Source organism: Pseudomonas sp. LBUM1678 (assembly GCF_059695575.1).
Genome location: NZ_CP166775.1, coordinates 4,035,359 through 4,058,924, shown reverse-complemented (window position 1 = coordinate 4,058,924; position 23,566 = coordinate 4,035,359). Strand labels below are relative to the sequence as shown.

At 60.6% G+C, this 23,566-nt stretch carries 20 protein-coding genes; 6 read left to right on the top strand and 14 right to left on the bottom strand.

Annotated elements, in window-relative coordinates; all coding sequences use genetic code 11:
- Positions 1-38 precede the first annotated feature (38 nt).
- On the bottom strand, positions 39-1,301 hold the full coding sequence (locus ACA070_RS18405; protein ID WP_497447782.1) for a c-type cytochrome: 1,263 nt from the start codon (positions 1,299-1,301) through the stop codon (positions 39-41).
- Between the two features lie 176 nt (positions 1,302-1,477).
- Between ACA070_RS18405 and ACA070_RS18400 the strand changes: the two genes are divergently transcribed.
- The 3 genes from ACA070_RS18400 to ACA070_RS18390 all read left to right on the top strand — a co-directional run bounded on the left by ACA070_RS18400 (position 1,478) and on the right by ACA070_RS18390 (position 3,620).
- Positions 1,478-2,518 carry an XdhC family protein gene (locus ACA070_RS18400; RefSeq protein ID WP_497447781.1) on the top strand — a complete coding sequence of 347 codons (1,041 nt, stop codon included), beginning with the start codon at positions 1,478-1,480 and terminating at the stop codon, positions 2,516-2,518.
- Between the two features lie 46 nt (positions 2,519-2,564).
- The gene (locus ACA070_RS18395) at positions 2,565-2,837 is read left to right on the top strand and encodes a hypothetical protein (RefSeq protein ID WP_497447780.1); all 273 of its coding nucleotides are present in this window, start codon (positions 2,565-2,567) and stop codon (positions 2,835-2,837) included.
- A 420-nt stretch (positions 2,838-3,257) separates the two neighbouring features.
- Positions 3,258-3,620: a DUF6124 family protein gene (locus ACA070_RS18390; RefSeq protein WP_497447779.1), complete on the top strand. Its 363-nt coding sequence runs from the start codon at positions 3,258-3,260 to the stop codon at positions 3,618-3,620.
- Between the two features lie 429 nt (positions 3,621-4,049).
- On the opposite strand, the gene ACA070_RS18385 is transcribed toward ACA070_RS18390, so the two are convergent.
- The 13 genes from ACA070_RS18385 to ACA070_RS18325 all read right to left on the bottom strand — a co-directional run bounded on the left by ACA070_RS18385 (position 4,050) and on the right by ACA070_RS18325 (position 18,698).
- Positions 4,050-6,707, bottom strand: a complete 2,658-nt coding sequence (locus tag ACA070_RS18385) for a helix-turn-helix transcriptional regulator (RefSeq protein WP_497447778.1) — start codon at positions 6,705-6,707, stop codon at positions 4,050-4,052.
- Between the two features lie 70 nt (positions 6,708-6,777).
- Positions 6,778-7,491, bottom strand: coding sequence for an NAD(P)H-dependent oxidoreductase (locus tag ACA070_RS18380; RefSeq protein ID WP_497447777.1), 714 nt, complete (start codon positions 7,489-7,491; stop codon positions 6,778-6,780).
- A gap of 49 nt (positions 7,492-7,540) precedes the next feature.
- Complete coding sequence (locus tag ACA070_RS18375; protein WP_497447776.1) at positions 7,541-9,184, bottom strand: 3-(methylthio)propionyl-CoA ligase; 1,644 nt, start codon at positions 9,182-9,184, stop codon at positions 7,541-7,543.
- 77 nt (positions 9,185-9,261) lie between these two features.
- Entirely contained in the window at positions 9,262-10,308 is a 1,047-nt protein-coding gene (locus ACA070_RS18370) for a beta-keto acid cleavage family enzyme (protein WP_497447775.1), read from the bottom strand.
- Positions 10,309-10,365: 57 nt separating this feature from the next.
- Complete coding sequence (locus ACA070_RS18365; RefSeq protein WP_497447774.1) at positions 10,366-10,926, bottom strand: RBBP9/YdeN family alpha/beta hydrolase; 561 nt, start codon at positions 10,924-10,926, stop codon at positions 10,366-10,368.
- Positions 10,927-10,945: 19 nt separating this feature from the next.
- Entirely contained in the window at positions 10,946-11,800 is an 855-nt protein-coding gene (locus ACA070_RS18360; RefSeq protein ID WP_497451980.1) for a TauD/TfdA dioxygenase family protein, read from the bottom strand.
- Between the two features lie 157 nt (positions 11,801-11,957).
- On the bottom strand, positions 11,958-12,347 hold the full coding sequence (locus ACA070_RS18355; RefSeq protein ID WP_497447773.1) for a carboxymuconolactone decarboxylase family protein: 390 nt from the start codon (positions 12,345-12,347) through the stop codon (positions 11,958-11,960).
- A gap of 161 nt (positions 12,348-12,508) precedes the next feature.
- Positions 12,509-13,456, bottom strand: coding sequence for a TauD/TfdA dioxygenase family protein (locus tag ACA070_RS18350; RefSeq protein ID WP_497447772.1), 948 nt, complete (start codon positions 13,454-13,456; stop codon positions 12,509-12,511).
- Positions 13,457-13,584: 128 nt separating this feature from the next.
- Complete coding sequence (locus ACA070_RS18345; RefSeq protein ID WP_497447771.1) at positions 13,585-14,649, bottom strand: AraC family transcriptional regulator; 1,065 nt, start codon at positions 14,647-14,649, stop codon at positions 13,585-13,587.
- A gap of 149 nt (positions 14,650-14,798) precedes the next feature.
- Entirely contained in the window at positions 14,799-16,082 is a 1,284-nt protein-coding gene (locus tag ACA070_RS18340; protein ID WP_497447770.1) for a spinster family MFS transporter, read from the bottom strand.
- Positions 16,083-16,100: 18 nt separating this feature from the next.
- A complete protein-coding gene (locus tag ACA070_RS18335; RefSeq protein ID WP_497447769.1) occupies positions 16,101-17,126 on the bottom strand; it encodes a YeiH family protein in 1,026 nt (341 codons plus the stop codon).
- A 63-nt stretch (positions 17,127-17,189) separates the two neighbouring features.
- A complete protein-coding gene (locus ACA070_RS18330) occupies positions 17,190-18,038 on the bottom strand; it encodes an SDR family NAD(P)-dependent oxidoreductase (protein WP_497447768.1) in 849 nt (282 codons plus the stop codon).
- A 51-nt stretch (positions 18,039-18,089) separates the two neighbouring features.
- Positions 18,090-18,698, bottom strand: a complete 609-nt coding sequence (locus tag ACA070_RS18325; protein ID WP_497447767.1) for a glutathione S-transferase family protein — start codon at positions 18,696-18,698, stop codon at positions 18,090-18,092.
- A 456-nt stretch (positions 18,699-19,154) separates the two neighbouring features.
- Here ACA070_RS18325 and ACA070_RS18320 point away from each other — a divergent pair, with 456 nt between their 5' ends.
- Genes ACA070_RS18320 through ACA070_RS18310 form a run of 3 tightly spaced genes read left to right on the top strand, consistent with a single transcriptional unit; the run spans position 19,155 to position 23,563 of the window.
- Positions 19,155-20,285, top strand: a complete 1,131-nt coding sequence (locus tag ACA070_RS18320; protein WP_497447766.1) for a thiolase C-terminal domain-containing protein — start codon at positions 19,155-19,157, stop codon at positions 20,283-20,285.
- A 54-nt stretch (positions 20,286-20,339) separates the two neighbouring features.
- A complete protein-coding gene (locus tag ACA070_RS18315) occupies positions 20,340-22,169 on the top strand; it encodes a DUF1302 domain-containing protein (RefSeq protein WP_497447765.1) in 1,830 nt (609 codons plus the stop codon).
- A 32-nt stretch (positions 22,170-22,201) separates the two neighbouring features.
- Positions 22,202-23,563, top strand: a complete 1,362-nt coding sequence (locus tag ACA070_RS18310; protein WP_497447764.1) for a DUF1329 domain-containing protein — start codon at positions 22,202-22,204, stop codon at positions 23,561-23,563.
- The last annotated feature ends 3 nt before the right edge of the window (positions 23,564-23,566 follow it).

The window sequence follows — 23,566 nt, the reverse complement described above, 5'->3', positions numbered from 1 at the left end:
CTACTGTGATGCAGTAGCGGGTTTTCTTTCAGGGGTGTTCAGCGGCTGTCTTGCGTTGCATCCCTGATTTCCCTGACCTGTTCAGCGGTCACACTCGAAGCCTCTTGGTGCCAGGCGGTGCGCAGGTAGGTGACCAGGTCGGCGACGTCCCGGTCGTTCAGCGCGGTTCGGAAACCGGGCATGGGGAAGGGCGCCGGTATGCCATGGAGCACGATGAACGGGGTTCCATTGAGGGTGACATTAATCAGCGACGAAGGATCCGGCTCCAACACATTGGGATTGCCCGCCAGCGGTGCAAGCCAGGGCGCGCGACCCTGGCCGTTGGCACCGTGGCATTGAGCGCAATGGCTGGCATAGAGCCGGTTGCCGCGATTGCCACTGAGGTTCGTCGACAGGCCGGTGACGGGCGTAAAAGGTGTGCCGTCATCGGCACGATCGCCGGGCAGGGACTTCAGATAAACCGCGACGGCCCGCAAGTCCGGCTCAGTCAAATGCTGGCTGCTGTTGTTGATCACCTCGGTCATTGAACCAAACGAGGTGGCATGTCGGTTGGCGCCAGTGCGCAGGAAATCCTCGATGTCCTTGATGTCCCAGCGTCCGAGCCCTGAGTTGTGATTGCCGGTCAGGTTGGAGGCGAACCAGTGATCGACCTCGGCGCCGCTCAGGAAGTGAGCGCTGTTCTGGTCCAGGGCCTTTTCCTGGAAGCCGATTCCCCGTGGCGTATGGCAAGCGCCGCAGTGCCCCAAGGATTGGACCAGATAGGCGCCGCGGTTCCATTGCGCTGACTGCTGCGTGACGGTGGTGTAGCGTTCGTCATCGAGGAATGTCCAGCTCCAGAACATCAACGGCCAGCGCAGGCTCAATGGCCATGGAATATCTGACGGCGTATTGGGGCGGGCAACCGGTGTGACGCCTTGCATGAACCAGGTGTACAGCGCATGCATGTCTTTGTCGCTGATTTTTGCGTAGGAAGGGAATGGCATTGCGGGGTACAGGCGATGGCCGTCCTGGGCGACGCCTTGCCGAACCGCGCGGATGAACTCGGCTTCACTGTAGCCCCCTATGCCGGTTTCGTGGTCGGGGGTGATGTTGGTGGAGTAAATGGCGCCCATGGGCGTCAGCATTTTCAAACCGCCGGCGAACGGCTTGCCACCTGGGGCCGTGTGGCAAGCGGCGCAATCTCCGGCTTTTGCCAGGTACTCGCCAGCGTTATTGCGCTGGCTGTCGGCTCCCGCGTACGCGTGTGATAGTCCAGCGCTCAACCAGGCGAAGCAAAGGACGTGCATCAGTTTTTTTTTCACGATCAGGTTCCTTATCGGGCATCGATAAACCGATTCTCCGGGAGCCTGACCTGGCTGAATATTCGGTAAGGATGCGCACGTCCCCTGCAAAAACGCTCAATGGCGCGTCGTCTTGCCTATGCGATATTGCCTCTGAACTTGCGCATTGATCCCTTCATAAACGCCCCGGAGGCCCCATGGACAGTGTCGATCTCAACGTCCTGAAAAATGCTCTGCAGTGGCGCCGCGACGGCCATCAGGTCTGGCTTTACACCGTCATCCAGACGTGGGGAAGCGCACCACGCCCACCGGGCGCGATGTTGGCTTTGCGCGAAGATGGCATGGTGATCGGGTCGGTGTCGGGGGGATGCATCGAAGACGATTTGATCGCGCGTCGTCAGGCAATGCGACAGCAAATGCTGGATATCCCCGTGCAACTGATCACCTATGGGCTGAGCCGGGAAGAGGCCTCCCGTTTCGGACTGCCGTGTGGCGGTACATTACGACTCACCGAAGAACGGATAACGGATGCGTCCTGGGTCGAAGAGCTGCTGGCGCGCTGTGAAAACCACGAAATCGTAAGTCGTGAACTGTCACTCGGCACAGGTCAGTCGACATTGGATGCAGCGACAAGCGATGAGCTGGTGGAGTTCGATGGAAAGCGATTGAAGACTGTCTACGGACCGCGTTGGCGTCTGCTTTTGATAGGCGCCGGTCAACTGTCACGCTACGTGGCTTCCATGGCGCGGATGCTGGATTTCGACGTCCTGATTTGCGATCCGCGAGAAGAGTTTGCTTTTGGTTGGGAGGACGAAGGATCTCGTTTCGTATCCGGAATGCCCGACGATGCAGTGCAAGCTATCGCTCCTGATGCACATACTGCGATTGTGGCGCTCACCCATGATCCACGGTTGGATGACATGGCCCTGCTAACGGCACTCAAATCCAACGCTTTCTATATCGGTGCGCTCGGTTCGCGGGTCAACACACTCAAGCGTCGAGAAAATCTCGCGTTGCTTGGCTTGTCGGAGCAGGAAATCGCTCGATTGCACGGGCCGATCGGTTTACACATTGGCAGCCATACACCGCCGGAGATAGCCTTGTCGTTGATGGCTGAAATCGTCTCGATCAAGAATGGAATCGAGGCAGTGCAGAAGAAAGCATTCGTTGAGCCACACCTCTGCCAAGTGCGTGACGCTGATGAGGGAGAGAGGGCAGGTCGGCCAGTCGCCCGATGATGTCACAAACGTTAAATCACCCATATCACCTCGCCAGAAGCTATTTATGCCGCTGGGCTTTCATAAGATGCACGCAAATGGCGATGACTTCGTTGTTGTGGATTCGCGAAACTCGGCCAATCCAGTGACAGGCGCCATGGCCCCGCGAGATATCACGACGATCGGACCAACTATTGAAACCAAACCTCTGTTTCCTCTCAGGACGAACGTGCAGTTCGTCCAGATCATTGAATGGGATGGCGTGGGGCCGGTCTTTCTCATTGGGCCGGTAGAGAGAACTTTTTCGGGAACACTCACGGGTAGCCAGGCAAATGGGTAAGGCACCGTCGGCGGGTTTCCTGTGGCGAGAAGGAGGGTGTACTGAGCTTTGTTTAAACAGAAAAACCAGAGACGTTTAAATGAAGCTTGCTGTTACTGCATCGAGGCTACAACGCCTTGCGCCACCCCCTACACGTAAGACAGAATCCGCCGGCTTGTGCGTCTGGGGTACGGGTTTTATCGTTGCTGGGTCACTGAAAAACAGTGATCGGGTTTGGTAGCCCGGTATTAACTAGACGCATAGCGCACCGTTCGCAGACGTGTTTTACGTCTCTGATTTATGGTGGCCATGCGCAGGGCTCCTTCGGGGGCGCCGGGTTCATCTAGTTACCGGTCTACCAACCCGCGTATGGCCGCCACCCATTCGTTTGGTAGCGAGGGTGATGGCTCCTCTTCATGTGTTAACTAGAGAGTTCCATCTATGTTCAAACCTACGCCAAACCCACCGGAAACCGATCCGGCATCCCCCTACGAATCCCTCGATTCGAAAAAACTCCACGACGCCGCCGAACGCGCCCTCGACCACTACCTCAACCCGGGCGCCCACATCATGGCCAGTACCCACGAACCCGAACCCATGTTCCTCGCCAACCCCAAGTACGACACCGAATCCCTCCTGGCCAACGCCAGCGAGTCACTGGGCTCGGCCACCACCATGCTCAGCAACTTCGCGGCGTTATTGGACAACTCACACCGCAAGACCCTGCTGGGGATCACGCAAATGGTGATGCTGGGAGAGTTGGCGGTGAACCAGGCGTTGGATAACGTCGAGCCAAAAGCGTAAATCACAAGTCCCTGTGGGAGCGAGCCTGCTCGCGAAAGCGGTGCATCAGACGACCATCTCGTCGACTGATACGCCCTCATCGCGAGCAGGCTCGCTCCCACAGGTCTCGCAGGCTCAGCAGGCGCACATCCTGCATCTGATCCGTATTTTCCTTCGCCATCTGCCTCTGTAATGCACCCAGCCTGCGGCTCACAATGACAGCACGGTCCGCAGTCGCGCAGTCACTGCACCGTAAACTCATAATGTAGGAGGCCCTATGGGCAAGATGGCAATTTTCCTGGGTGGATTTCTGGTGTTAACCATTCTGATTGGTGCCTTGGCCACGATCTCTCCCGCTTAGTCCCTTCCTCCCGTCAGCAAAAAGCACAACGCCTCCACAGTGGGAGGCGTTGCAAGATGCGCATAAGGAAACGCCAGGCATCAACTCCTTTATTCGAGGATCCCCAGCATGTAGGCGCGGTCCACTACATGCCTGCGGGTACCGGCCTGGAATTTGCCGAACAGATTTTTCAGGTGCCATTTGACTGCTTGCTCACCGACATTCATGGTCAGGGCAATCTGTTTGTTTGACAGGTTGCGTGCCAGCAACTGCAGCACCTCGCGTTCTCTGGGGGTCAAAAGCCGGCTGGGTGAAGCGTTTGCCTGCGTGTGCGGTCGTGGCTTCGGGTCGGGAAGAGGGGTGGCCGGCGTCAATGACTGAGCAGGTTCCTGCTGGACAGTTTGCGCCCACTTGACGAGATCGGGATGAGTGTCCTGAAGGATGCGCTGCAGACCGGATTCTTCAGCCAGGCTGATCGCCTCGAGCAGGCAAGGCAGCCCATCGCCCCCCGACACCTTGAGCGCCAGGGCTTTAAGCAACTTGACCTGGACGATCTCGCGACCGCGCCGCAGGCGCTCAGCGGTCTCGTTAACGCCAGTCAGCACGTCCAGCACCGTCTGCCAGTCGCGTTGTACGAGGGCGACATAGGCGTTTGCCATCCCGGCTATCAGGCTCAACTCGGGTCCCAGCAAACCGTGTTGCTGGCGGGCGACATCCGGCAACAGGTCCTCCAGTCGGCGCCAGAGCGCCTGACAGGTTTCCCCCCGGCCATGCAGGGCGTTGAGTCGAATCTGTTCACCGAGGGCCACCATACAGAAACGCGCGATGCCACGATCCTCGCCGAGGGCGAACAGCGCCTCCAACAGATCATGGCCGCGATGCGCCTGCCCCTGCAAAGAAGCCAGGCGTGAGGCGGTGAGAAACCCCAATACAATTGCATCCGGTGAGGAGAGATGTTCGACCACATCCAGACGGTTGGCGAGTACCGTCGCCGCTTCCTGGATCTCATCACGTTCGTACAACGCCGTGGCCAGTCCGCAGGCCAGCCTCACCGCCACCGGGCTGCGTCGGCCGATATCCTGTTCGGCCCGCAGCAGGCTATCGCGCAACGTGGACTCGGCCGGCAACATGCGCCCCTCGTACAGGTAAGTCAGACCCATGCCCCACCCACTGCTCCCGCGGATCGCATCGAGCCCCGAGCTCCATTCATAGTGCGGCGCGCGCTGCAAAATACGCCGGGCCTTTTCCGGCTGGCCCTGAAACAGCGTCAAGCGCGCACTTTGAATGGCCAGGATGGCTTGGAGCTTGATCGACAGGCGAGTCCCTGCCTCCACCCAAGGGGCGATAATGGCCAGCGACTCGTCCGGCCGGTCGGCAAAAAAAGCCGCATTAGCGGCGATCAACGCCGCTTCGCCACGCATCTCTTCATTGGCAGTCGGGTCTTGTTGAATACGGGCAATCAGCCTGGCCGCTTCAACGTGTCGTTCACTCATTGCCAGCGACCAGGCCGCCGCCAGGCACATGCGCGGACGGGACTCGACCACTGCCTGGGGCAGTTCGGCGATCCATTCAAGCACCCGACTGAATTGCCCGCGCAGCATGACCTCGTACAGGCATTGTTCGATCATTTCGTAGGCTTGCGTGGCGCGTGCGGCCAACAGGTATTGCCGCGCAGCCTCCTCGAAAAAGGTGTGCGCTTCGAGCCAGCTCGCCGCCCGTTCATGGAAGGCTTGCCGTTGCGCCAATGGCAGGCGGGTAAAAAGCCCCTGGAGAAACTCCCGGGCCAGGGGGTGAAGGCGTACCCAGTCGCTGTCGATCCCTTCGACGAAGATCGGTGTCGAAGCGCACAGCCCCCGCAGCATTTCAGCTGCATCTTCATTACCGGTAAGTGCGACGCAGAGCGAGGGATGAACCGTGTCCAGCAAGGCAATACAAATGAGGAAGTCGACCTGTTCGACAGACAAGCGCGACACCAGGCTATCGACGAAGTAACGCTGGATATCGCCCGAACAGGCCGTCAACCCATCGACGGCCATGCTCAGGTTGGCGCTTTTCTCGATGGCCGTCATCGCCAATTGCAGGCCCAGTGGCCATCCCTCGGTGATTTCATTCAGGCGCACACAAAGGTCCGTGTCGATGCGTACCCCGAAACGGCTGCCGAGAATTGCCACGGTTTCTTCGACGCAAAAACGCAACTCATCGCTCGCCACTCTGACGTACAGCCCGCGTGCCAACAGGTCGGCTACCTGCAGGTTCAAACGCTTACGCGAGGCCATGACGATGCGCAGATTGGTCGGTGCGTTGTGCAGCAGATAGGTCAGCGAATGACGAACTGTCGCCTCGGGCAACGCATCGGCTTCGTCGAGAATCAACACGGTCTCACTGCCCAGGTCGGCGACCTCTGCCAGCCAGTAGGTCAACCCTTCCAGTTCGTCACGGCCATACTCGGGCATTCGTTCAAGCATGTCGGCGAACGCCTGCCGGCCACTGCCAATGGCCATGGCCGCCGCCAGCCCCTGGGTGAAACGGGCGCCATCGTCATGACCATCCAGCATCAGCCAGGCAACCACTGCTCCGCGTGAAAGGTACTCACGACGCCACTGGGCCAGCAGTGTTGTTTTGCCAAACCCCGCCGGACCCTGCACAGCAATCGCCACTTTATCGGCCAACGCCACAGAGTCGATGCTGAGTCGCTCCCGTAATCGGGCCGTTTTCTGGCTTCGGGGCGGGGTGGTCTTGAGGACCAGTTCCGGTTCTATGCGACACATGTAACGATGCCCCTCTACAGCGCGAGCAGTTTCCCCTTTTGAGTGCGTGCCTCAAACGGGGAAATCACCACTAATGAATACTCGGGGCCAGTGGGTAAAGCCCTTCATCGAACTGACTCAACCTCGGGAAATCGAGGGGCTGATCCTGGCCGAGGGTTTCCAGCCTCTGTTGATAGGCCACCAGAAAGTCCTCTCGGGCCTGGGCGCTGATGTACGGCACATGCCAGGCAACAAACGGCGGCAGGACGTCCAGCCCGACATAGGCCAGCGTTCCGCGCAGGAGCGGGCGCAACATATCCTCCAGCGGACCATGAATGGCGCCCTCGCCGAACATGTGTTCACGTCCCCCCAGAGTCAACGTCACCAGCGCTTTCTTGCCGCTCAGGCCGCCTTGATCGTAGAAGCGCTTGCCGCCGTAGCAAAGGCCCGAAACCAGGACGCGATCAATCCAGCCTTTAAGCATAGCCGGGACCGAAAACCAGTAGACAGGGAAGTTGAGAATCAACAGATCGGCCCACAACAGCTTATCCAGTTCTTGCTGAATATCGGCCGCGAGGGTCTGGTTCTTGACTCCCATTCGCTGCTCGAGCGCGTAGACCAGGTACTGCGGATTCTCGCGGGCGCAGAAATCCTCGGCACTGGCCACTGGATTCCAGTTCATCGCGTACAGGTCAGAAACCTGTACCTGATGCCCCTGCATTTGCAGGGTCTCGACCGCCTGATCGCGCAGCGCAGCGGTGAAGGAATTGGGTTCGGGATGAGCGTGCACAATCAAGACGTTCATGGTTTCCCTGCAATTGAATACGGGTGATTCGGCCCCGGACGCTTGCACCTCAAGCCCCCGGTAATCTGTAGTCGCTCAGCTGTTCGCGTAGCTGAGCCTTGAGGATTTTTCCGGTCGCCCCGATAGGAATCGCCTCGGCGAAAACCACGTCATCCGGAATCTGCCACTTGGCGGTCTTACCCTCATAGAACGCCAGCAGTTCCTCGCGCGAAACCACGCCGCCGGGCTTTCTGACTACCACGACGATCGGGCGTTCGTCCCACTTCGGATGCGCCACGCCGATGCAGGCGGCCATCGCGACTGCCGGGTGCGCGACCGCGATATTCTCGACGTCGATGGAGCTGATCCACTCGCCGCCGGACTTGATCACGTCCTTGCTGCGATCGGTGATTTGCAGATAGCCGTCGGCATCGATGGTGGCGACGTCGCCGGTGGGAAACCAGCCGCGGTCTTGCTCATCTTTCACCAGCGGATCACCGCCCTCGTTTCCAAAGTACGCCTTGACCACCCACGGTCCCTTCACCAGGAGGTCGCCGGAGGTCTTGCCGTCCCACGGCAGCGGCTTGCCTTGTGCATCGATGATCTTCATGTCGACGCCAAAAACCCCGCGACCCTGCTTCAGGCGAATGGCCATTTGCTGATCCGGCGTTTGCGCCAGGTGCTTGTTCTTCAACGTGCACACGGTGCCCAGCGGTGAAATCTCAGTCATGCCCCAGACATGCAGCACTTCGACACCGTATTGTTGCTGGAAAGCCTTGATCATGGCCGATGGGCACGCTGACCCTCCGATGACGGTGCGCTTGAGGGTCGAAAACTGAAGGCTGTTGGCCTCCATGTGCCCCTGCATCATCTGCCAGACCGTTGGCACGCCGGCAGCCAGTGTGACGCTCTCCGATTCGATCAACTCGTAGACCGACTTACCGTCGAGGGCCGGGCCGGGAAATACCAGTTTGGCGCCGACCAGCGCGGCAGAGTAGGGAATACCCCAGGCATTGACGTGGAACATCGGCACCACCGGCAGCACCGAGTCGCGCGCCGAAATCGCCATCACATCCGGCAAAGCGGCGGCATAGGCATGTAGCAGGGTGGAGCGGTGGCTGTAGAGCGCGCCTTTCGGGTTACCGGTCGTGCCACTGGTGTAGCACAGGCTCGAGGCCGAGTTTTCATCGAAGCTTGGCCAATCGAAGGTCGAGTTGCGCTGACCTATCCAGGTCTCATAGCTCACCAGTCCGGGCACGCCACTGTCGATGGGCAGAATGTCCTCGTCGCACAGTGCGATCCATTTCTTGACCGTGTGGCATTGCTCGTGAATAGCCTGCACGATCGGCAGGAAACTGAGATCGAAGCACAGGATCTGGTCTTCAGCGTGATTGGCGATCCAGGCGATCTGATCGGGGTGCAGCCGCGGGTTGATGGTGTGCAGCACGCGGCCGCTACCGCTCACGCCGTAGTAGAGTTCCAGATGTCGATAGCCGTTCCAGGCCAGGGTGGCGACGCGATCGCTGAACTGCAGGTGTTCATGATCCAGTGCGTTGGCCACCTGGCGTGAACGCGAGGCCACTTCGCCCCAGGTCGTGCGATGAATGTCGCCTTCGACTCGTCGCGAGACGATTTCGGCATCACCGTGGTGACACTGCGCAAACTCGATCAACGACGAGATCAGCAATGGTTGGTCTTGCATCAAACCCAGCATCCGGAAATTCCTTTGCAGTTGAACACGATGGAAAACTTGAGGGCCGCGCAGCGACTGCCGGCCCTCAACGCGAAGGCTTAGCGCATCGGGAAGCCACGTTCGCCAGGCCGGCGGTTGGGCGCCCAGCCGAGTTTGGTCAGGGTTTCATTAGCGTTGCTGTAGCGCTCGCCGAGCTTGTAGATGCGTCGAGCTTCCTCGCCGTTGGCGACCTCACGATTGAGTTCACGGGCAATACGCACCATCGATTCGATCTGCTGCACTGAAGTCATGCGCTCGCCTGTCGGGCCGCGCAGGGTGTCTTCGTTGCCGACACGCACGTGCAAGCCCAAAGCGATCGCCATCGCGTTCATCGGGAACACGCTGCGGCCCAGGCATTCGATGGTGAGCACCGCACCATCGGGCGTACGACGGACGAACTCGAGCAGGTCGGCCGGATGGGCAGCGGAGGAGCCACCGCCGACCGCCGCATAGTTGAGAACCAGCGGGCCGTTGTAGAGACCGCGCCGCACCAGGCGCTCGACCGAGTCCAGCGTGGCAACGCTGCCGAGCATGAAATGCGGCTGGATGCCCGCAGCGGTCAGGCGACGCAGATGCTCCACATGCCACGACGGGTTGGAAGGCACGACCATGTTGCGATAGGCCTCCTGCAACTCGGCGCCGGCGAGGGAGGTACCGGCGACGTCTTCTTCGGTGAACAGATCCATCGCATTGAACTGCGTGGTGTTGATCACGACCGTGACCTGATCCGGGCGCGGGGTGAGCTCGGCCAGCATGTGGCGCGTGTCGTCGCTCAACCACTTCGCAGCCTCACCTTCGGTCTCTGGCGCGAAGGAAATCGAGCCGCCGACTTGCAGGATCATTTCCGGCACGGCCTCACGCAGGCGCGCCAGCAACTCGTTGAACTTCGACAGGCGCTTGCTGCCCTTGCCGTCTTCCTCACGCACATGCACGTGCAGCACGGTGGCGCCGGCGTTCCAGCAATCGACTGCTTTCTGGACTTGTTCGTCCATGGTCACCGGGATGTCGTCGGAATCACCGGGCACCCATTCCGGCCCATATGGCGCGACCTGGATAACGAGTTTCTGCTGGTTTTCGGGCAAGAGAGAATCGTCAAAAAATTGCATGATGTGTCCTTTTTGTTGTCAAGCGGAGCCGCTAGGGCTCCGGGTGTGAGTACGCAATCAGCGCGTGGCGCAAAGCCCTGCTATGAACGTGTCAGCCTGTGGCCAATCACCGTGGCCTGAGGCCGGATTAAGGTGGCCGACCAGGCCCAGGTCGGCGAGTTCGGCTCCCCAGTCGAGTGCCAGTGCGGCGATGTGCTCGAACTGTCCCAAGGGGTCGTTGCGACTGGCGCCCACGATGCTGCGAAAGGGCAGCGTGGAGCGCGGCACGGGTAGCCAGCCGCCAGCGTGCAGTGCTTCGAGGGTGGGATTGCCCTCAGGCGCGGGTGATTCCAGATCGGGTGGCGTCGCCAGGAGCGCCCCCAGCACTGGGCGCTTTGTCTGTAGCGCCCAGTGCGCCACCACGATGCAGCCAGCGCTGTGCGCAACGATCACGAGTGGCCCGTCGATGGCTTGCGCCTCTTGCTCGATGGCCGCGACACGGACGGCGCAGTCCAGGTCATCGCGCCCCATCGGCGCAACGCTGCGAACGCGTGGCAGGCGTGCCGCCAACAACGTCTGCCAGTGCTGCGGCACGTCGCCACGCAAGCCCGGCACGATGAGAATGGTTGGCTCGATCATGGTGTGTCCTCGGGCCGTGTCAGAACGGGACGTCGCCGATGATTTCGGCGCGTTCCATCTTTCGGTTGCAGGGTGGGTAATCCATCACAGCCAGGTGCTGGGTGCTGCGGTTGTCCCACAGGGCGACGCTGTTCGGCTGCCAGCGGAAGCGGACCTGGTACTCGGGAATGCACGCCCGGCTGATCAGGTATTGCAGCAGATGCGCGCTGCCCGGCGCGTAGTCCAATCCGAAACGCACATTGTCGGGCGTGTGGTAGTTGGTGAAGTGCGTGGCGTAGCCGCTGACGAAAAGGACCTTTTCGCCTGTCTCGGGGTGGATGCGTACCACGGGGTGCTCGGAATCGGGGTACTGGGTGTGCAGCGCCTGTCGTTTTTCGATGGGATGCGCCGCACCGAAAGAGGACTGCAGGCTGTGACTGGCGCGCAGGCCGGCAATCTGGGTCTTGATGTGTTCCGGCAGACCCTCATAAGCCAGTACCATGTTGGCCCACATGGTGTCGCCGCCCACGGGCGGGCATTCGATGCAGCGCAGTACTGCACCGAGTGGTGTCTTTTGGCGCCAGGTAGCATCGCTGTGCCAGCCGTTTTCGTAGCGTCCTGCGCCGTCCGGCCTGTCGGGCGTTTTGTAGATAGTCTGCAGGCCTGGGTTCTCTGGATCGCTAGGAGCGTAGGGGTGCACGTCCAGCTCGCCGAAGTAGCGCGCGAAGGCCAGATGCTCAGCGCGGGTGATGTCCTGGTTGCGGAAAAACAGCACGCGGTATTGCAGCATCAACTTGCGGATTTCGGCCATCATCGCCGGGTCGGCCGAGGCGATGCCAATATTGATGTTGCTGATTTGCGCACCGATGGAGCAGGTGAGCGGCTCGACCTTGATCGAATCAGGCAGGGAGCCTGCGCGGACGATGGCAGGTGCACGAGGGGTCGTCATGGACGTGTCTCCGTGTTCGGGCCACCCCGGTGGCAGCCCTTGTTTTTGTTTTTGTGGTTCCGGCCAGAGGGAGTCGTCGAGCCTTCCTGAGGACGGACGGGGTTCAGTCGACGGCCGCGCGGTGCGCAGCCAGTTCCTCAAGCAGAATCGGTGCGCCCAGGCTCATCGTGTGAATACCCAGCACGCTCACGCACTGCAGCACGGCGTTGATTTCTTCCCCGGTGGCGCCCAGTTCGAGGGCCTTGCGGATGTGGCGGCGCACGCCCGGTGCATACATATGGGTGCACGACGCATCGACCGCGATGCAGATGAATTCGATCGTCTTCGCGTCGAGCGCGCCCGACACCATCGGGGTCATGGCCATCGCCATGAATTTCTCGGTCCATGCCGGATCGAGTGCGGCAAAAGATTCCCAGGCAGGGTTCCAGTTGTCGGTCTCGCGCAGCGAGTCGCAGACGGGCGTGGTCGGTGCAGGTATCGGTGGCAGGTTCATCACGGACTCCTTCAATCGTTCGGATGAAAATCAGTATCCGCATGCCGGGCACGGTTCGATTGACGGGTTGGGACATTCAGTTGACATGTTGGGACATGACGCCCCGTCGCTCCTGCTGTGCAGGACGAAGGGGCAGTGATGTCCCGGTGGTAACGGTGTCGTCAGACGGGGCGGTCGCCCTTGATGCCAGCGCGCAACATCAGCCGGGGTTGCGGGTGGTAATCGAATGTCGCGTAGTGCTGGGTCGAGCGGTTATCCCAGACGGCGACAGTGTTCGCCCGCCAACGCAGACGTACCTGGAACTCGGGGATCGTTGCCCGCGCAGCCAGGTAGCTCAGCAGATGGTTCCCTTCGTGCATGTCCTGACCGTACTGCACCCGTTTGCCGTCGTTCCAATTGGTAAAGTGGGTGACGTAGTTCATGCACACATAGAGGATTTTCTCGCCCGTCTCGGGGTGGATGCGCACCACGGGATGCTCGGGCGGCGGGTTCATCCCTGCCATTTCATGGCGCTTCTCAATCGGCATGCCGCCGCAGAATGCCGTCTCGATGCTGCTCCGGGCATACAGACCTTCGATTTGCAGTTTCACGTGTGCCGGAAGGGTCTCGTAGGCGAGCGCCATGTTGGCCCACAGCGTGTCGCCACCGAGCTCGGGACAATGGACGCAGCGCAAGACCGCACCCTTGAGCGGTTCGGACTGGTTCATGGTGTCCGAATGCCAATTGTTTTCGAAACTTCTGGGTTTGTCGTAACCGGGAATCTTGCTCCGGCCGGCTTCATCGATCGCAAGAATCTTTGGCGCATCCGGCATGCCGGCGTAAACCCTGTGCACATCGAGTTCGCCGAAGCGCTCGGCAAAGATCTGTTGCTGAAGCGGTGAAATATCCTGGTCCCGGAACACCAGCAGTTTGTGCTTGAGCCAGAGCGCCTTGATTTCGGCAAATAACTCGGGGTCCTGACCGGCATCGATCAGGCTGACGTTGCTGATCTCAGCCCCGAGGGCTGACGACAGATATTCAACCTTGAGAGAGCTCTTGAGTGCCGACGGCCGGACAATGGCCGGGGGACCTGGCACGGGGAGGGGAACGGGAGATTCGGTCAGTTCCATCGCATGGGCTCCTTCATTCGCTTGGATGAAAAAGCAGTATCAGCGGACAGAATCTGGTGCGATTGACGGGTTGGGACATCCAGTTACCCTTCCGGGACACGCGGGGAAGCGCTATCGGCTACCAGCGTTCACCCGTGTCGAGACGGATCGGCATCGGAGTCGACCGATTGGAGCGACAACGTTGCAGCCTTCTGCTGGCTCCGGGTCCGCGTCCGCCAGGTTGATGGCGACTCGTTGAATTCGCGAGCGAACCAGCGTGAGAAGGCACTCGCCGCCGAGAATCCCAGCAGGTCGGCAATTTGCGCGAGCGAACGCTGGCTGGAGGCCAGATACTCGCAGGCCAGTTCCAGGCGCACCGAATTGATGACCGTCCCGGCCGTTTCGCCCGCAGGCAACAAGTGCCGATGCAGGGTCCGTCGGTCAACGCCCAGATGCTGAGCCACACGCTCAACGGTACACAAGCCCGTCGGCAGCAGCATGCGAACAATCTTGCGTACCCGTTTGTCCGGTGTATCCGCATCGCCGACCAACTCATAATCGAGCCGTCGTTTGATATGACGGCCAATCTCCGGATCGGCCCTCGGGATGGGCATGTCGAGATCGCGCGTGCGCAAGACGATCGCGTTGCACTCCTGTGCAAACCGAACGGCGGGGCCGAACACGCGGTGATGGGTCGCCAGGCTGGCTGGCGGACCATGAGTGAAACACACACTGTCGGCACGGAGCGCCCCGTCAGTGAGCGCTCGAAGCATGCGCAGCAACAGACCGGCGAACATTTCAATCGGCTGCCGCGGGTCATGTCGGCCAGCTGTTGCACCGATATGCAGCAGGACCAGATCGCCATGCTCTTCCATGCGGAACTGGGTTTCCTCGTTGTGCAGGCACATGTAGCGGTTGATCGAATAGAGCGCCTGACGAAGAGTGGGCTCTTCGCGCAAAACCAGCGCCAGAGGGCCCAGGGAGGACAGTTGCCGGCTTTCGGCCAGCCTCAGGCCGAAGTCTTCACAGCCCGATAAGCGGGCGGACTCCTGAAGGAGCCAATACAGCGCGTCGGCGTTGACCATGATGTCGGCGTCGGCGAGAGCGGCGGGATTGACGTGCGCAGCCCGAAGCATCTTCAGGGGATCAAGTCCGACAGCGCGGGCGATGTGTTCATAGCCGCTGAAGCTCGCACTACGTACCAGGCCGTGCATGGTTGAGACTCCAGGTGGTGAGCCGGTTTGATACAAGAGGTGCTGACCACATTACACCCAGATATTCCTTGCGCAAAAGCACCCGGCGAGGCCGACGGTAGTTTCGATTCGTCAGCTCGCCTGAGTGGGCGTCGGTGTTGATCGCCGAACTAGTGCTTGAGCAAGCAAGTGGCCCGCACGTAGTGGAACGCTGCCAAAGGATAGAGCAGGCTGGCGAACAGCAAGGCGTTCCTGAGGCCCGTTGTGCTATCGCCATCAGCGAGCAGATCGCTGCCCAGGCCAACCAGTTGAGGGCCGATCACCAGACCGCCGATATTGGCGACGAGTACGCCAATGCCGACGATGGTGGCGCGCATGCGTGGCGGGGCGAGGTTTTGCAGGACGACCCAGCTCAATGCCACCGGGGCGTAGCAGAAAAAGCCTGGTATCACCATCGACCACAGCGCGGAAACATAGTTGTCAGCGAGCAATATTGCGACCATGCAGGGCCAAGCCAACAGCTGGATCAGCGCGCCAAGCAGCACACGGCGGGAAGGTTTGTGACGCGATACGCGGTCGGATAACCAATCCACGGTAATCGTCCCCAACATTCCCGCGACGCCGATGACCAGCCCCAGGGCCGGGCCCAGTTGGGTTTCGCTGACCTGAAAATTGCGGATCAGATAGGCCGGCATCCACAGCGCCAGAATGGTCGTGCTGGTCACCACCAGGGTGACGGCCGCGATCAGATGCAGCAGGCCGCGGTTGCCCAGAACAAAGCGCACCACGTCGAAAAACGGAGGTGCGGCTTCCTTGCTTTGCAAGAGGCTCGCCGGATCGGTTAGGCCACGCACCGGCTCGCGGGTGGTGAAATACATGAACGCTGCCAGAATGATTCCCGGTGCGCCCAGCAAGATAAAGGCCCAGCGCCAACCCCATTGACCGGCAATCAACCCGCTCAAGGTAAAGGCCAGGACCATGCCCAGACTGCCGCCGCTGGCAAACAGCCCGACCGCCTTGCCGCGTTCGCTCGGTGGGAACAGATCGGCGATCAACGATTGCGCTGGCGGCGTCGAGCCGGCTTCGCCAACCCCGACGAATATCCGCGCCATCGCCAGTTGCACGGCGTTGGTGGCCATCCCGCAGAACACGGTGCACACCGACCAGATGAACAGCGAAGCTGCGATCACATTGCGCCGATTGGAACGGTCGGCCAGCATCGCCACCGGAATCGCCAGCGTGGCATAGAACAGCCCGAACACCGTACCGGACAGAAAGCCCATCATGGTGTCCGAGACGCCGAGATCACGTTTGATCGGCTCCACCAAAATGCCCATCACATAACGGTCCAGCACGCTGAAGGTATAGGTCAGCCACAACAAACCCAGCATGTAATAGCGGCCGGGTATTACCGTTGTCGTACCGCTCTCGAGGGTACTTGTTTCCATCTTCATTTTTATTGTTCTCCAGGGTTAATGGAATTTCTGCACCAGCAACACGAACCCGACCAGGAACAGTGCTTCAGTGCCAAGCAGAAGGGCGGCGCGCGGACCGACTTTGCGTATATCCAGCAGCGACGTTTTCAGACCCACCGCCGCAATGGCGATCACCAGGCAGGCGCGCGAGACTTCATTGATCGCTGTGCCCACCGACGCAGGAATCCAGCCCAGGCTTCCCACGGCGGCCAGCATGATGAAAGCGATCAGGAAGGGCGGTATCAGTAGATCCTTGCTCTGTTGCTCGACGTTCCTGTTGCGCCGCCGCACGGCAAGGGTGATGACCATTACCACCGGCAGCAGCATTGCCACCCGCAGCATCTTGGTCAGCACGGCATAGTCGCCGACCTCATGGGAAATGCTGTAGCCGGCACCGACCACCTGCGCCACGTCGTGGATGGTGCCACCGAGAAAGATGCCCGCCGCGTCCTCAGGCAAACCGAGTGCCTTGACGATCAGCGGGTACAGAATCATCGCCAGGGTCGAAAGCACCGTGACGCCGGCAATCGTGAAAATGAGTTCGCGTTCCGATTTCTCGTCGCGTGGCAGCACCGCGGCAATCGCGATGGCCGCCGAGGCACCGCAAATGGCGGTGGCGCCGCCGGTCAAGATGCCCAAGCGACGGTCCAGGCCGAACACACGACTCATCACCACGCCGAAGCCGATGGTCAGCAATACCCCGGCGATGATCAGGCCGCCGTTGAACCAGCCCAGACCGCCAAGCTGCTCCAGCGTGATCCGGGCACCGAGCAGTGCCACGCCCAGACGCAAAATGCGCCGCGCCGCGAAGTCGATGCCAGGTTTGGCGCTGCCTTGAATAGCCACCGAATTCAACGCCATGCCCAACAACAACGCGTACAACAGCGCCGGGCCGCCACGGGCATCAGCGATGAAGGTCGCGGCGATGGCGACGACGATGCTCAGAAGAATCCCGGGCCAGTTGCGACGCACGTCGGCTACCCATGCTTCGCCAGCCGCGTACGGAGATGTAAATAGATTCATGCTAAGTACTCTTTGCAGGACGTTGCGTTTCGCGTTCCTGCCGTGACATGACGCCCATGCGAGTCAGCGCACCGGCTTGAGCCCGGCCAGTCGGATCGTCAAGCGATCAAGCAAACGGTCGGGAATAAAGTTGCGCACATACCACAGGCCCACCAGCGGATAGCGAGGTTTAGGTTTCGATGCTTCCAGTGCGTGGCAGATGGCATCGGTCACGACGTGCATTGGCTTGGCGCTCTTGAGCTCGTTGGCGGCGAACGCGGGCAGGGCAGCCATGGCGGTGGCATAGTCGGTGTCGATATAGCGGCCATCGGCCTGTTGCTGCGCGACCTTGTCCCAGATCGGTGTCTTGATCGGTCCGGGTTCGAGCGCACTGACCGAGATGCCATAGATCGACAGCTCGCGACGCATGCCGTCGCTGAGGGCTTCGACGGCATGCTTGGTCATCGCATAGAGCGAAACGAGCGGGAGCGCCATGCCTCCGCTGATCGAGCTGAGATTGATCACCCGACCCGGCACATGCCGGGCTCCGGCGCGGGCACCGAGTAGCGGCAGAAAGGCCTGGGTGACGGCGAGCATGCCAAACACATTGATCTCGAAGGCCTGCCTGACTTCCGCCAATGAGGTGTGCATCAGCGGGCCCATCGGGGCTACGCCGGCATTGTTGATCAGCCCCGCCAAACCGTTCTCGCCCACCGCCGCCTGTACTTGGGCCACCGCTGCCGGCAATGCGGTGGTGTCGGTGACATCAAACAGCAACGGCGTGAAGGCCTCGCCCAATTGGTTGCGAACGCGCACACCATCGGCTTCCTTGCGTACGCTGCCAAACACGCAATAACCGCGCGCGATCAGTGCTTGTGCAGTGGCAAAGCCGATGCCGGTGGAGACGCCAGTGATGACCACGGTCTTGCTCATTGTGTTACCTCTGGGAGGTTGGCAGCTCTGGCGGTGCCGAGGAAAAGGGATTTACCGGATGCCGATATCGATGACGTTTTTCTGGAACGCCGGTCGGGCGGCGATCGAGTCGTACCATCGCTTCAGGTTCGGATAGTGTTCGCGCTTCATCGGCAATCCGTACCAGCGATAGGCCAGGATCGCGAGCGGTATGTCGCAGAGGGTGATCGTGTCACCGGCGACGTAGGTGTTGTCCGCGAGGTGCTGGTCGAGTATCGCGAACTTGCTGGACCAGACCTTGCGGCCGCTGTCGATGGCCGCATGGTTGCGTTGGCGGATGGGCATTTTCACCATGCCGATCCACACGGGTTCGGCCGCTCGATAAGCCTCGCAGGATGACCAGTCAATCCACTGTCGCACGCGGGTGCTGACTCGTAAGTCGGTCGGGCACCAATGGGTCAGCGCATGCTTGGTCCCGAGGTACTGAAGGATCGCGTTCGACTCCCAGATGGCGAAGTCGTCGTCGATCACGCAGGGGATCTTGCCATTGGGGTTGAGCTTGAGGAATGGCGACGCGTGCTGGTCAACATCCTCGCGAATGAATTCGATATTGCACTCGTCGCACAGCCACATGATTTTCTGGACGCTGGCGGAGTTATCACGGCCAAGGAGCGTAAGCATCTTGATCTCCAGTGCTTGTTATTTTTATGGGTAAAGCGAGGTGCGTATCGTCTTCATACTGCTGGAGGAGCCGTGTCTGCGGATGACTATCCGGGACATTTAATGTACCCGCCGGGACATGCTTTTCCCGTTGTAGATCCCGCCGAATCCCATCGCTGCCTGACGTTTGAGTCTTCGCCCAAGCCTGCAAACGCGCCTTGTCTGTTCTCTTCGAATGGAGGCTGGCCTGCCACTCCATTAAATAATCCCCGCCCCAATTGCACCCTACCCATCGAGAGTAGGGTGGGTTTGCGCAAACTCGATAGGGTGAATTCCACGTTGCGACTGCGGTGCAGATCGAATGCTCGGTGGCACATGGCACTGGGTCATGGCACCTGATCGATAAGCGACGTGCTGTCGCTGTCGGCTATCGAGGGGAATTCCATGAGTCAAAGAGTGCTGATTGCGGGGGTGGGAATGACTCCGTTTGTCCCGCTGGGCGCAGGCGAAAGCACCGCGGCACTGGCGGGAAGGGCTATTCGCCAGGCGCTTGACGATGCGCGCATTGACTACGACCTGGTTGATCAGGTGTTCGCCGCTTGCGTCACCGGTGCGGTTGGTTGCAGCGAGCGGGCGCTGGCTGAGACCGGTCTTACCGGCATTCCCGTGTTCACGGTCCGCGATGGCTGCGCCGCCGCCACCAGCGCTTTTCAGTTGGCGCGTCACAGCGTGTTGTGCGGCGAGGCCGAATGCGCGTTGGTGCTGGGCTTCGAAAGCATGCCGGCGGACGTGTCCAATCGGGCGTTCTTCGGCCTGGACGATTTGGCTTCGCAAGCCTGGGACGGCCTCGAACAGGTTGACGCCTCCCTGGCCTTTCTGGCTCGCCGCCAGCATCCGGCTGCGCTGTTCGCTGCCCAGACCAGCTGGTTGTTGACTCGCATGGGCGTGGCTCAGGCCAGCTTCGAAGCCGTATTGAGCGAAGCCAGGGCGCACGCCAGTTCCAATCCCTTGGCCGTGCTGAATCATGGCGCTGCGCTCGATGGCTGGCTGGCCCCCTATCTATGCCCACCCGCCTGCGGGGCAGCGGCGGTGCTGCTTTGCAGTCCGGCTTTCCTCGCCCGATATGGCGCCCGGGGTGGTGTCGCGGTGCTGTCCAGCGTTCGTGGCAGTGACACTGCCTGCGAACAGGAGTCCGGCAACGTACTTGATGTGTTGGGGCGCGCCGCGACTCGCCGCGTCGCCCTGCAAGCTTACGAGCATGCCGGGCTCGGACCCGACGAGATCGAAGTGGTCGAGCTGCACGACCAGAGTGTCGGCGACTTCATGGTCTACAGCGCCGCCCTGGGTTTTTGCGAGGAAGACCAGATCGACACATTCGTGCGTGAGCGTCGCAACGCCCGGGGGGCGCACATGGCCGTCTGCGCCTCGGGTGGTCTGCTCGGTCGCGGCCATGCACCCGGCGCAACGGGCCTGGCGCAAATCGCTGAACTGGTCTGGCAACTGCGCGGCACTGCCGCCAGTGGACAGCACTCAGGTGCAAGGACCGCACTTCAACACAGCGCGGCCTTGGGGCGCGCGGTATCGGTAACCATCCTGCAGCGAACTTAAGGACAGCTGCGCAGGCCGTTTCAACGCATTTCCACGAACCACAGAGAAGGTGAGATGAACAATAACAATAAGATCTGCCAGGTAAATCTGCGTCGAGGGCTTCTGGCTTCAGCGATTCTGACCGGGTTGGGCCTCGGGCCCGTACAAGCCCTGGAAATCACTACCGGGAACGAAGACTTGGCGGTGCGTTTCGACAACACCTTCAAGTTCAACTACGCCCAGCGGGTCGAAAGCCCCAACAGCAAGTTGGCCAATTCCTGGAACAACAACGACGGTAACCGCAACTTTTCGTCCGGTAGTGCGGTGTCCCAGCGTCTGGATGTGCTCTCGGAACTGGATGTGGTTTACAAGCAAAAGGCCGGCTTTCGTGTCAGTGCCAACAGCTGGTACGACCATGCCTACGACAATGTCGGCAGCAGCAACGCGGCGACCAATCAGCTCAACAGTGGTGTGCCGGATTCGCGCCATGTGAGCGGTTACGTCGACCGCTATTACAATGGCCCATCGGCCGAGATCCTCGATGCCTTCGTGTTCGGCAGCATGGAAGTGGGCGAAGAGTCGATGCTCAGCGCCAAGCTCGGCAAGCATACCCAATACTGGGGCGAAAGCATCCTGGCCTTTGCCCACGGCAACAGCTACGGCCAGTCCGGCCTGGACATTTCCAAAGCGCTGGCGGTGCCGGGCACCGAAGCCAAGGAACTGTTCATCCCGCGGAACCAGTTGTCCACCAGTTTCACGGTCAACCCGGAGCTGACCCTCGGCGCGCAGTACTTCCTCGACTGGGACGCCGCGCGTTTACCGGAGTCCGGTACCTACCTGGGCTTCAATGACGGCATCCAGAATGGCGGGCATAACCTGTCGCTGATCGGTGGTTTGAATCCACGATTCGGTACGCCCGGGCCGCTCGGTGCCAACCAGTTCCTGCGCCTGAGCAATGGCCATACATTCACCCCGGACAAACGCGGCGACTTCGGTTTGATGGCCAAGTGGAGCCCGGAATGGCTCGACGGCACGCTCGGTTTCTACTACCGCAACACCTCCGACATCCTGCCTAACCTGGCGCTGCAACCGACCGCCGTCGGCCCGGCGCAGCTGATCTCCGGCAACATCGGCAGCTACAACCAGTTCTACGTCGATGACATCGACATCTATGGCATCAGCCTGTCGAAAAGCATCGGCGGGGTCAGTGTCGGGTTCGACCTCAACTACCGCGAAAACATGCCGCTGGCCAGCGTGCCCGGCAGCGTCAGTCCGGCCGCCGCCAATGCTGGCGTGCCTGGTTTCATCGGCAGTTTCGATGGCAACAACGGCGTCGCCCGCGGCAACACCGTGCACGCGGTGCTCAACGGCGTGACCACCTTCGCCGATACGCCGCTTTGGGATGCGTCTTCGTTGCTGGTCGAACTCGGCTACAGCCGCTGGCTGGATGTGACCGACAACAAGCAGCTGTTCAAGGGTGAGGACTGGTACCACGGCACCGACAAGGTCACCAAGGATAACTTCATCGTTGGCGTCAACTTCAACCCGACCTGGTATCAGGTGTTCCCCGGCATCGATATGTTCATGCCGATGACCTACAACGTCGGCCTCAACGGCAACTCCGCCGTCCAGTTGGGCGGTAACGAGGACGCTGGCAGCTATTCGGTCGGCGTCGGCATGGATGTGCACAACCAGTACCGCTTCGACCTGAAATACGTGGACAACTTCGGTCCGTTCGATACCTGCAGTTCGCCTGGCAACGCTGGCAATCAGGGAGATGGCGCGGCACCGGGTGCCAACGGCCAGTACAACTGCGTGCCCGGTCAAACCACCGCGTTCGGCGGCACGCCATCCCAGCTCAAGGATCGCGGCATGGTCACTTTCACTTTCAAAACGACTATCTGATCGAACCGTTGCTCAGCAACAGGAGATACTCCATGAAATTCGTCAAATCAGTACTGGCCACCACCTTGGCGCTGGCCGTCGCCGGAGCCGCGCATGCGGCCGTATCCCCGGACCAGGCTGCCAAGCTTGGCACCACTTTGACTGGCGTCGGCGCCGAGAAGGCCGGCAATGCCGACGGCAGCATCCCGGCCTACACCGGCGGCCTGACCACCGTGCCAGCCAATTATGTGAAAGGCAGCTCCCTGCGCCCCGACCCGTTCGCGGGCGAAAAGCCCAGGTCAGTGATCGACGGCAAAAATGCCTCGCAGTACGAGGGCAAGCTGACGGCCTCGACCCTGGAATTGCTCAAGCGCTACCCGAGCTTTCGCGTCGATGTGTTCCAGACCCACCGTACCGTTGGTTTACCGCAACGACTGCTGGACAACACCGCCAAAAACGCCGTGGCGACCCAGGCACTCGAGGGCGGTGTAGCGCTGGAAAACGCCTTGCCAGGCATCCCTTTTCCGATCCCGGGCGATGGCTATGAGGCCATGTGGAACCATCTGCTGCGCTATCAGGGGCATGCCCTCAACATCAAGTACGACAACTGGAACATCGATTCTTCCGGTCGCGCGACCCTGGCCACCACCAGCAACGGCTTTACTGAGTACCCGTTGTATGACCCGGCGCGCACCACGCCGGCCAAAGAAAGCGATGTGTTCTTCAAGACCAAGTTCTATTACCAGGGGCCGGCTCGTCGTGCCGGTGAGGCGGTGTTGCTCAACGATGCGGTAAACCCGCTCAAGCAGCCGCGCCGTGGCTGGCAATACTTGCCGGGGCAACGCCGCGTCAAGTTGGCACCGGATCTGGCTTACGACACGCCGAACCCGGGTACGGCCGGCAGCTCCACCTATGACGACAGCTGGGTGTTCAATGGGGCGCTGGACCGTTACGACTTCAAGCTGGTGGGCAAGAAGGAGATGGTCGTTCCGTACAACACCTACAAGCTCAACTACCACGACAAAGCGGCGGACATCACCACGCCGAACCATATCAACCCCGACCTGGTGCGTTGGGAACTGCACCGTGTCTGGGTCGTCGAGGCAACGCTGAAACCTGGCAAACGCCACATCTACAGCAAACGTACCTTCTACCTCGACGAGGACAGCTGGATCGCCCTGGCGTCCGACGAATATGACGCCAACGGCAAACTGTATCGCGGCTCCTTCGCTCACATGGCGTACAGCTACGACGTGCAGGCGCCGAATGCGGACAACTTCATGACCTACGACTTCGTCGCGGGCAGTTACGCCATCTCCGGCGTTTACGGCCCTTACGGCGGCATCAAATACATCGAGCCACTCTCCAAAGCCCAGTGGGCACCGGAGTCGCTGGCCGGCGCGGGTATCCGTTAACCG

Coding starts and splice junctions, on each gene's coding strand:
- ACA070_RS18400 (WP_497447781.1), top strand. CDS start 1,478: ATGGACAGTGTCGATCTCAACGTCCTGAAAAATGCTCTGCAGTGGCGC.
- ACA070_RS18395 (WP_497447780.1), top strand. CDS start 2,565: ATGCCGCTGGGCTTTCATAAGATGCACGCAAATGGCGATGACTTCGTT.
- ACA070_RS18390 (WP_497447779.1), top strand. CDS start 3,258: ATGTTCAAACCTACGCCAAACCCACCGGAAACCGATCCGGCATCCCCC.
- ACA070_RS18385 (WP_497447778.1), bottom strand. CDS start 6,707: ATGTGTCGCATAGAACCGGAACTGGTCCTCAAGACCACCCCGCCCCGA.
- ACA070_RS18380 (WP_497447777.1), bottom strand. CDS start 7,491: ATGAACGTCTTGATTGTGCACGCTCATCCCGAACCCAATTCCTTCACC.
- ACA070_RS18375 (WP_497447776.1), bottom strand. CDS start 9,184: ATGCTGGGTTTGATGCAAGACCAACCATTGCTGATCTCGTCGTTGATC.
- ACA070_RS18370 (WP_497447775.1), bottom strand. CDS start 10,308: ATGCAATTTTTTGACGATTCTCTCTTGCCCGAAAACCAGCAGAAACTC.
- ACA070_RS18365 (WP_497447774.1), bottom strand. CDS start 10,926: ATGATCGAGCCAACCATTCTCATCGTGCCGGGCTTGCGTGGCGACGTG.
- ACA070_RS18355 (WP_497447773.1), bottom strand. CDS start 12,347: ATGAACCTGCCACCGATACCTGCACCGACCACGCCCGTCTGCGACTCG.
- ACA070_RS18350 (WP_497447772.1), bottom strand. CDS start 13,456: ATGGAACTGACCGAATCTCCCGTTCCCCTCCCCGTGCCAGGTCCCCCG.
- ACA070_RS18345 (WP_497447771.1), bottom strand. CDS start 14,649: ATGCACGGCCTGGTACGTAGTGCGAGCTTCAGCGGCTATGAACACATC.
- ACA070_RS18340 (WP_497447770.1), bottom strand. CDS start 16,082: ATGAAGATGGAAACAAGTACCCTCGAGAGCGGTACGACAACGGTAATA.
- ACA070_RS18335 (WP_497447769.1), bottom strand. CDS start 17,126: ATGAATCTATTTACATCTCCGTACGCGGCTGGCGAAGCATGGGTAGCC.
- ACA070_RS18330 (WP_497447768.1), bottom strand. CDS start 18,038: ATGAGCAAGACCGTGGTCATCACTGGCGTCTCCACCGGCATCGGCTTT.
- ACA070_RS18325 (WP_497447767.1), bottom strand. CDS start 18,698: ATGCTTACGCTCCTTGGCCGTGATAACTCCGCCAGCGTCCAGAAAATC.
- ACA070_RS18320 (WP_497447766.1), top strand. CDS start 19,155: ATGACTCCGTTTGTCCCGCTGGGCGCAGGCGAAAGCACCGCGGCACTG.
- ACA070_RS18315 (WP_497447765.1), top strand. CDS start 20,340: ATGAACAATAACAATAAGATCTGCCAGGTAAATCTGCGTCGAGGGCTT.
- ACA070_RS18310 (WP_497447764.1), top strand. CDS start 22,202: ATGAAATTCGTCAAATCAGTACTGGCCACCACCTTGGCGCTGGCCGTC.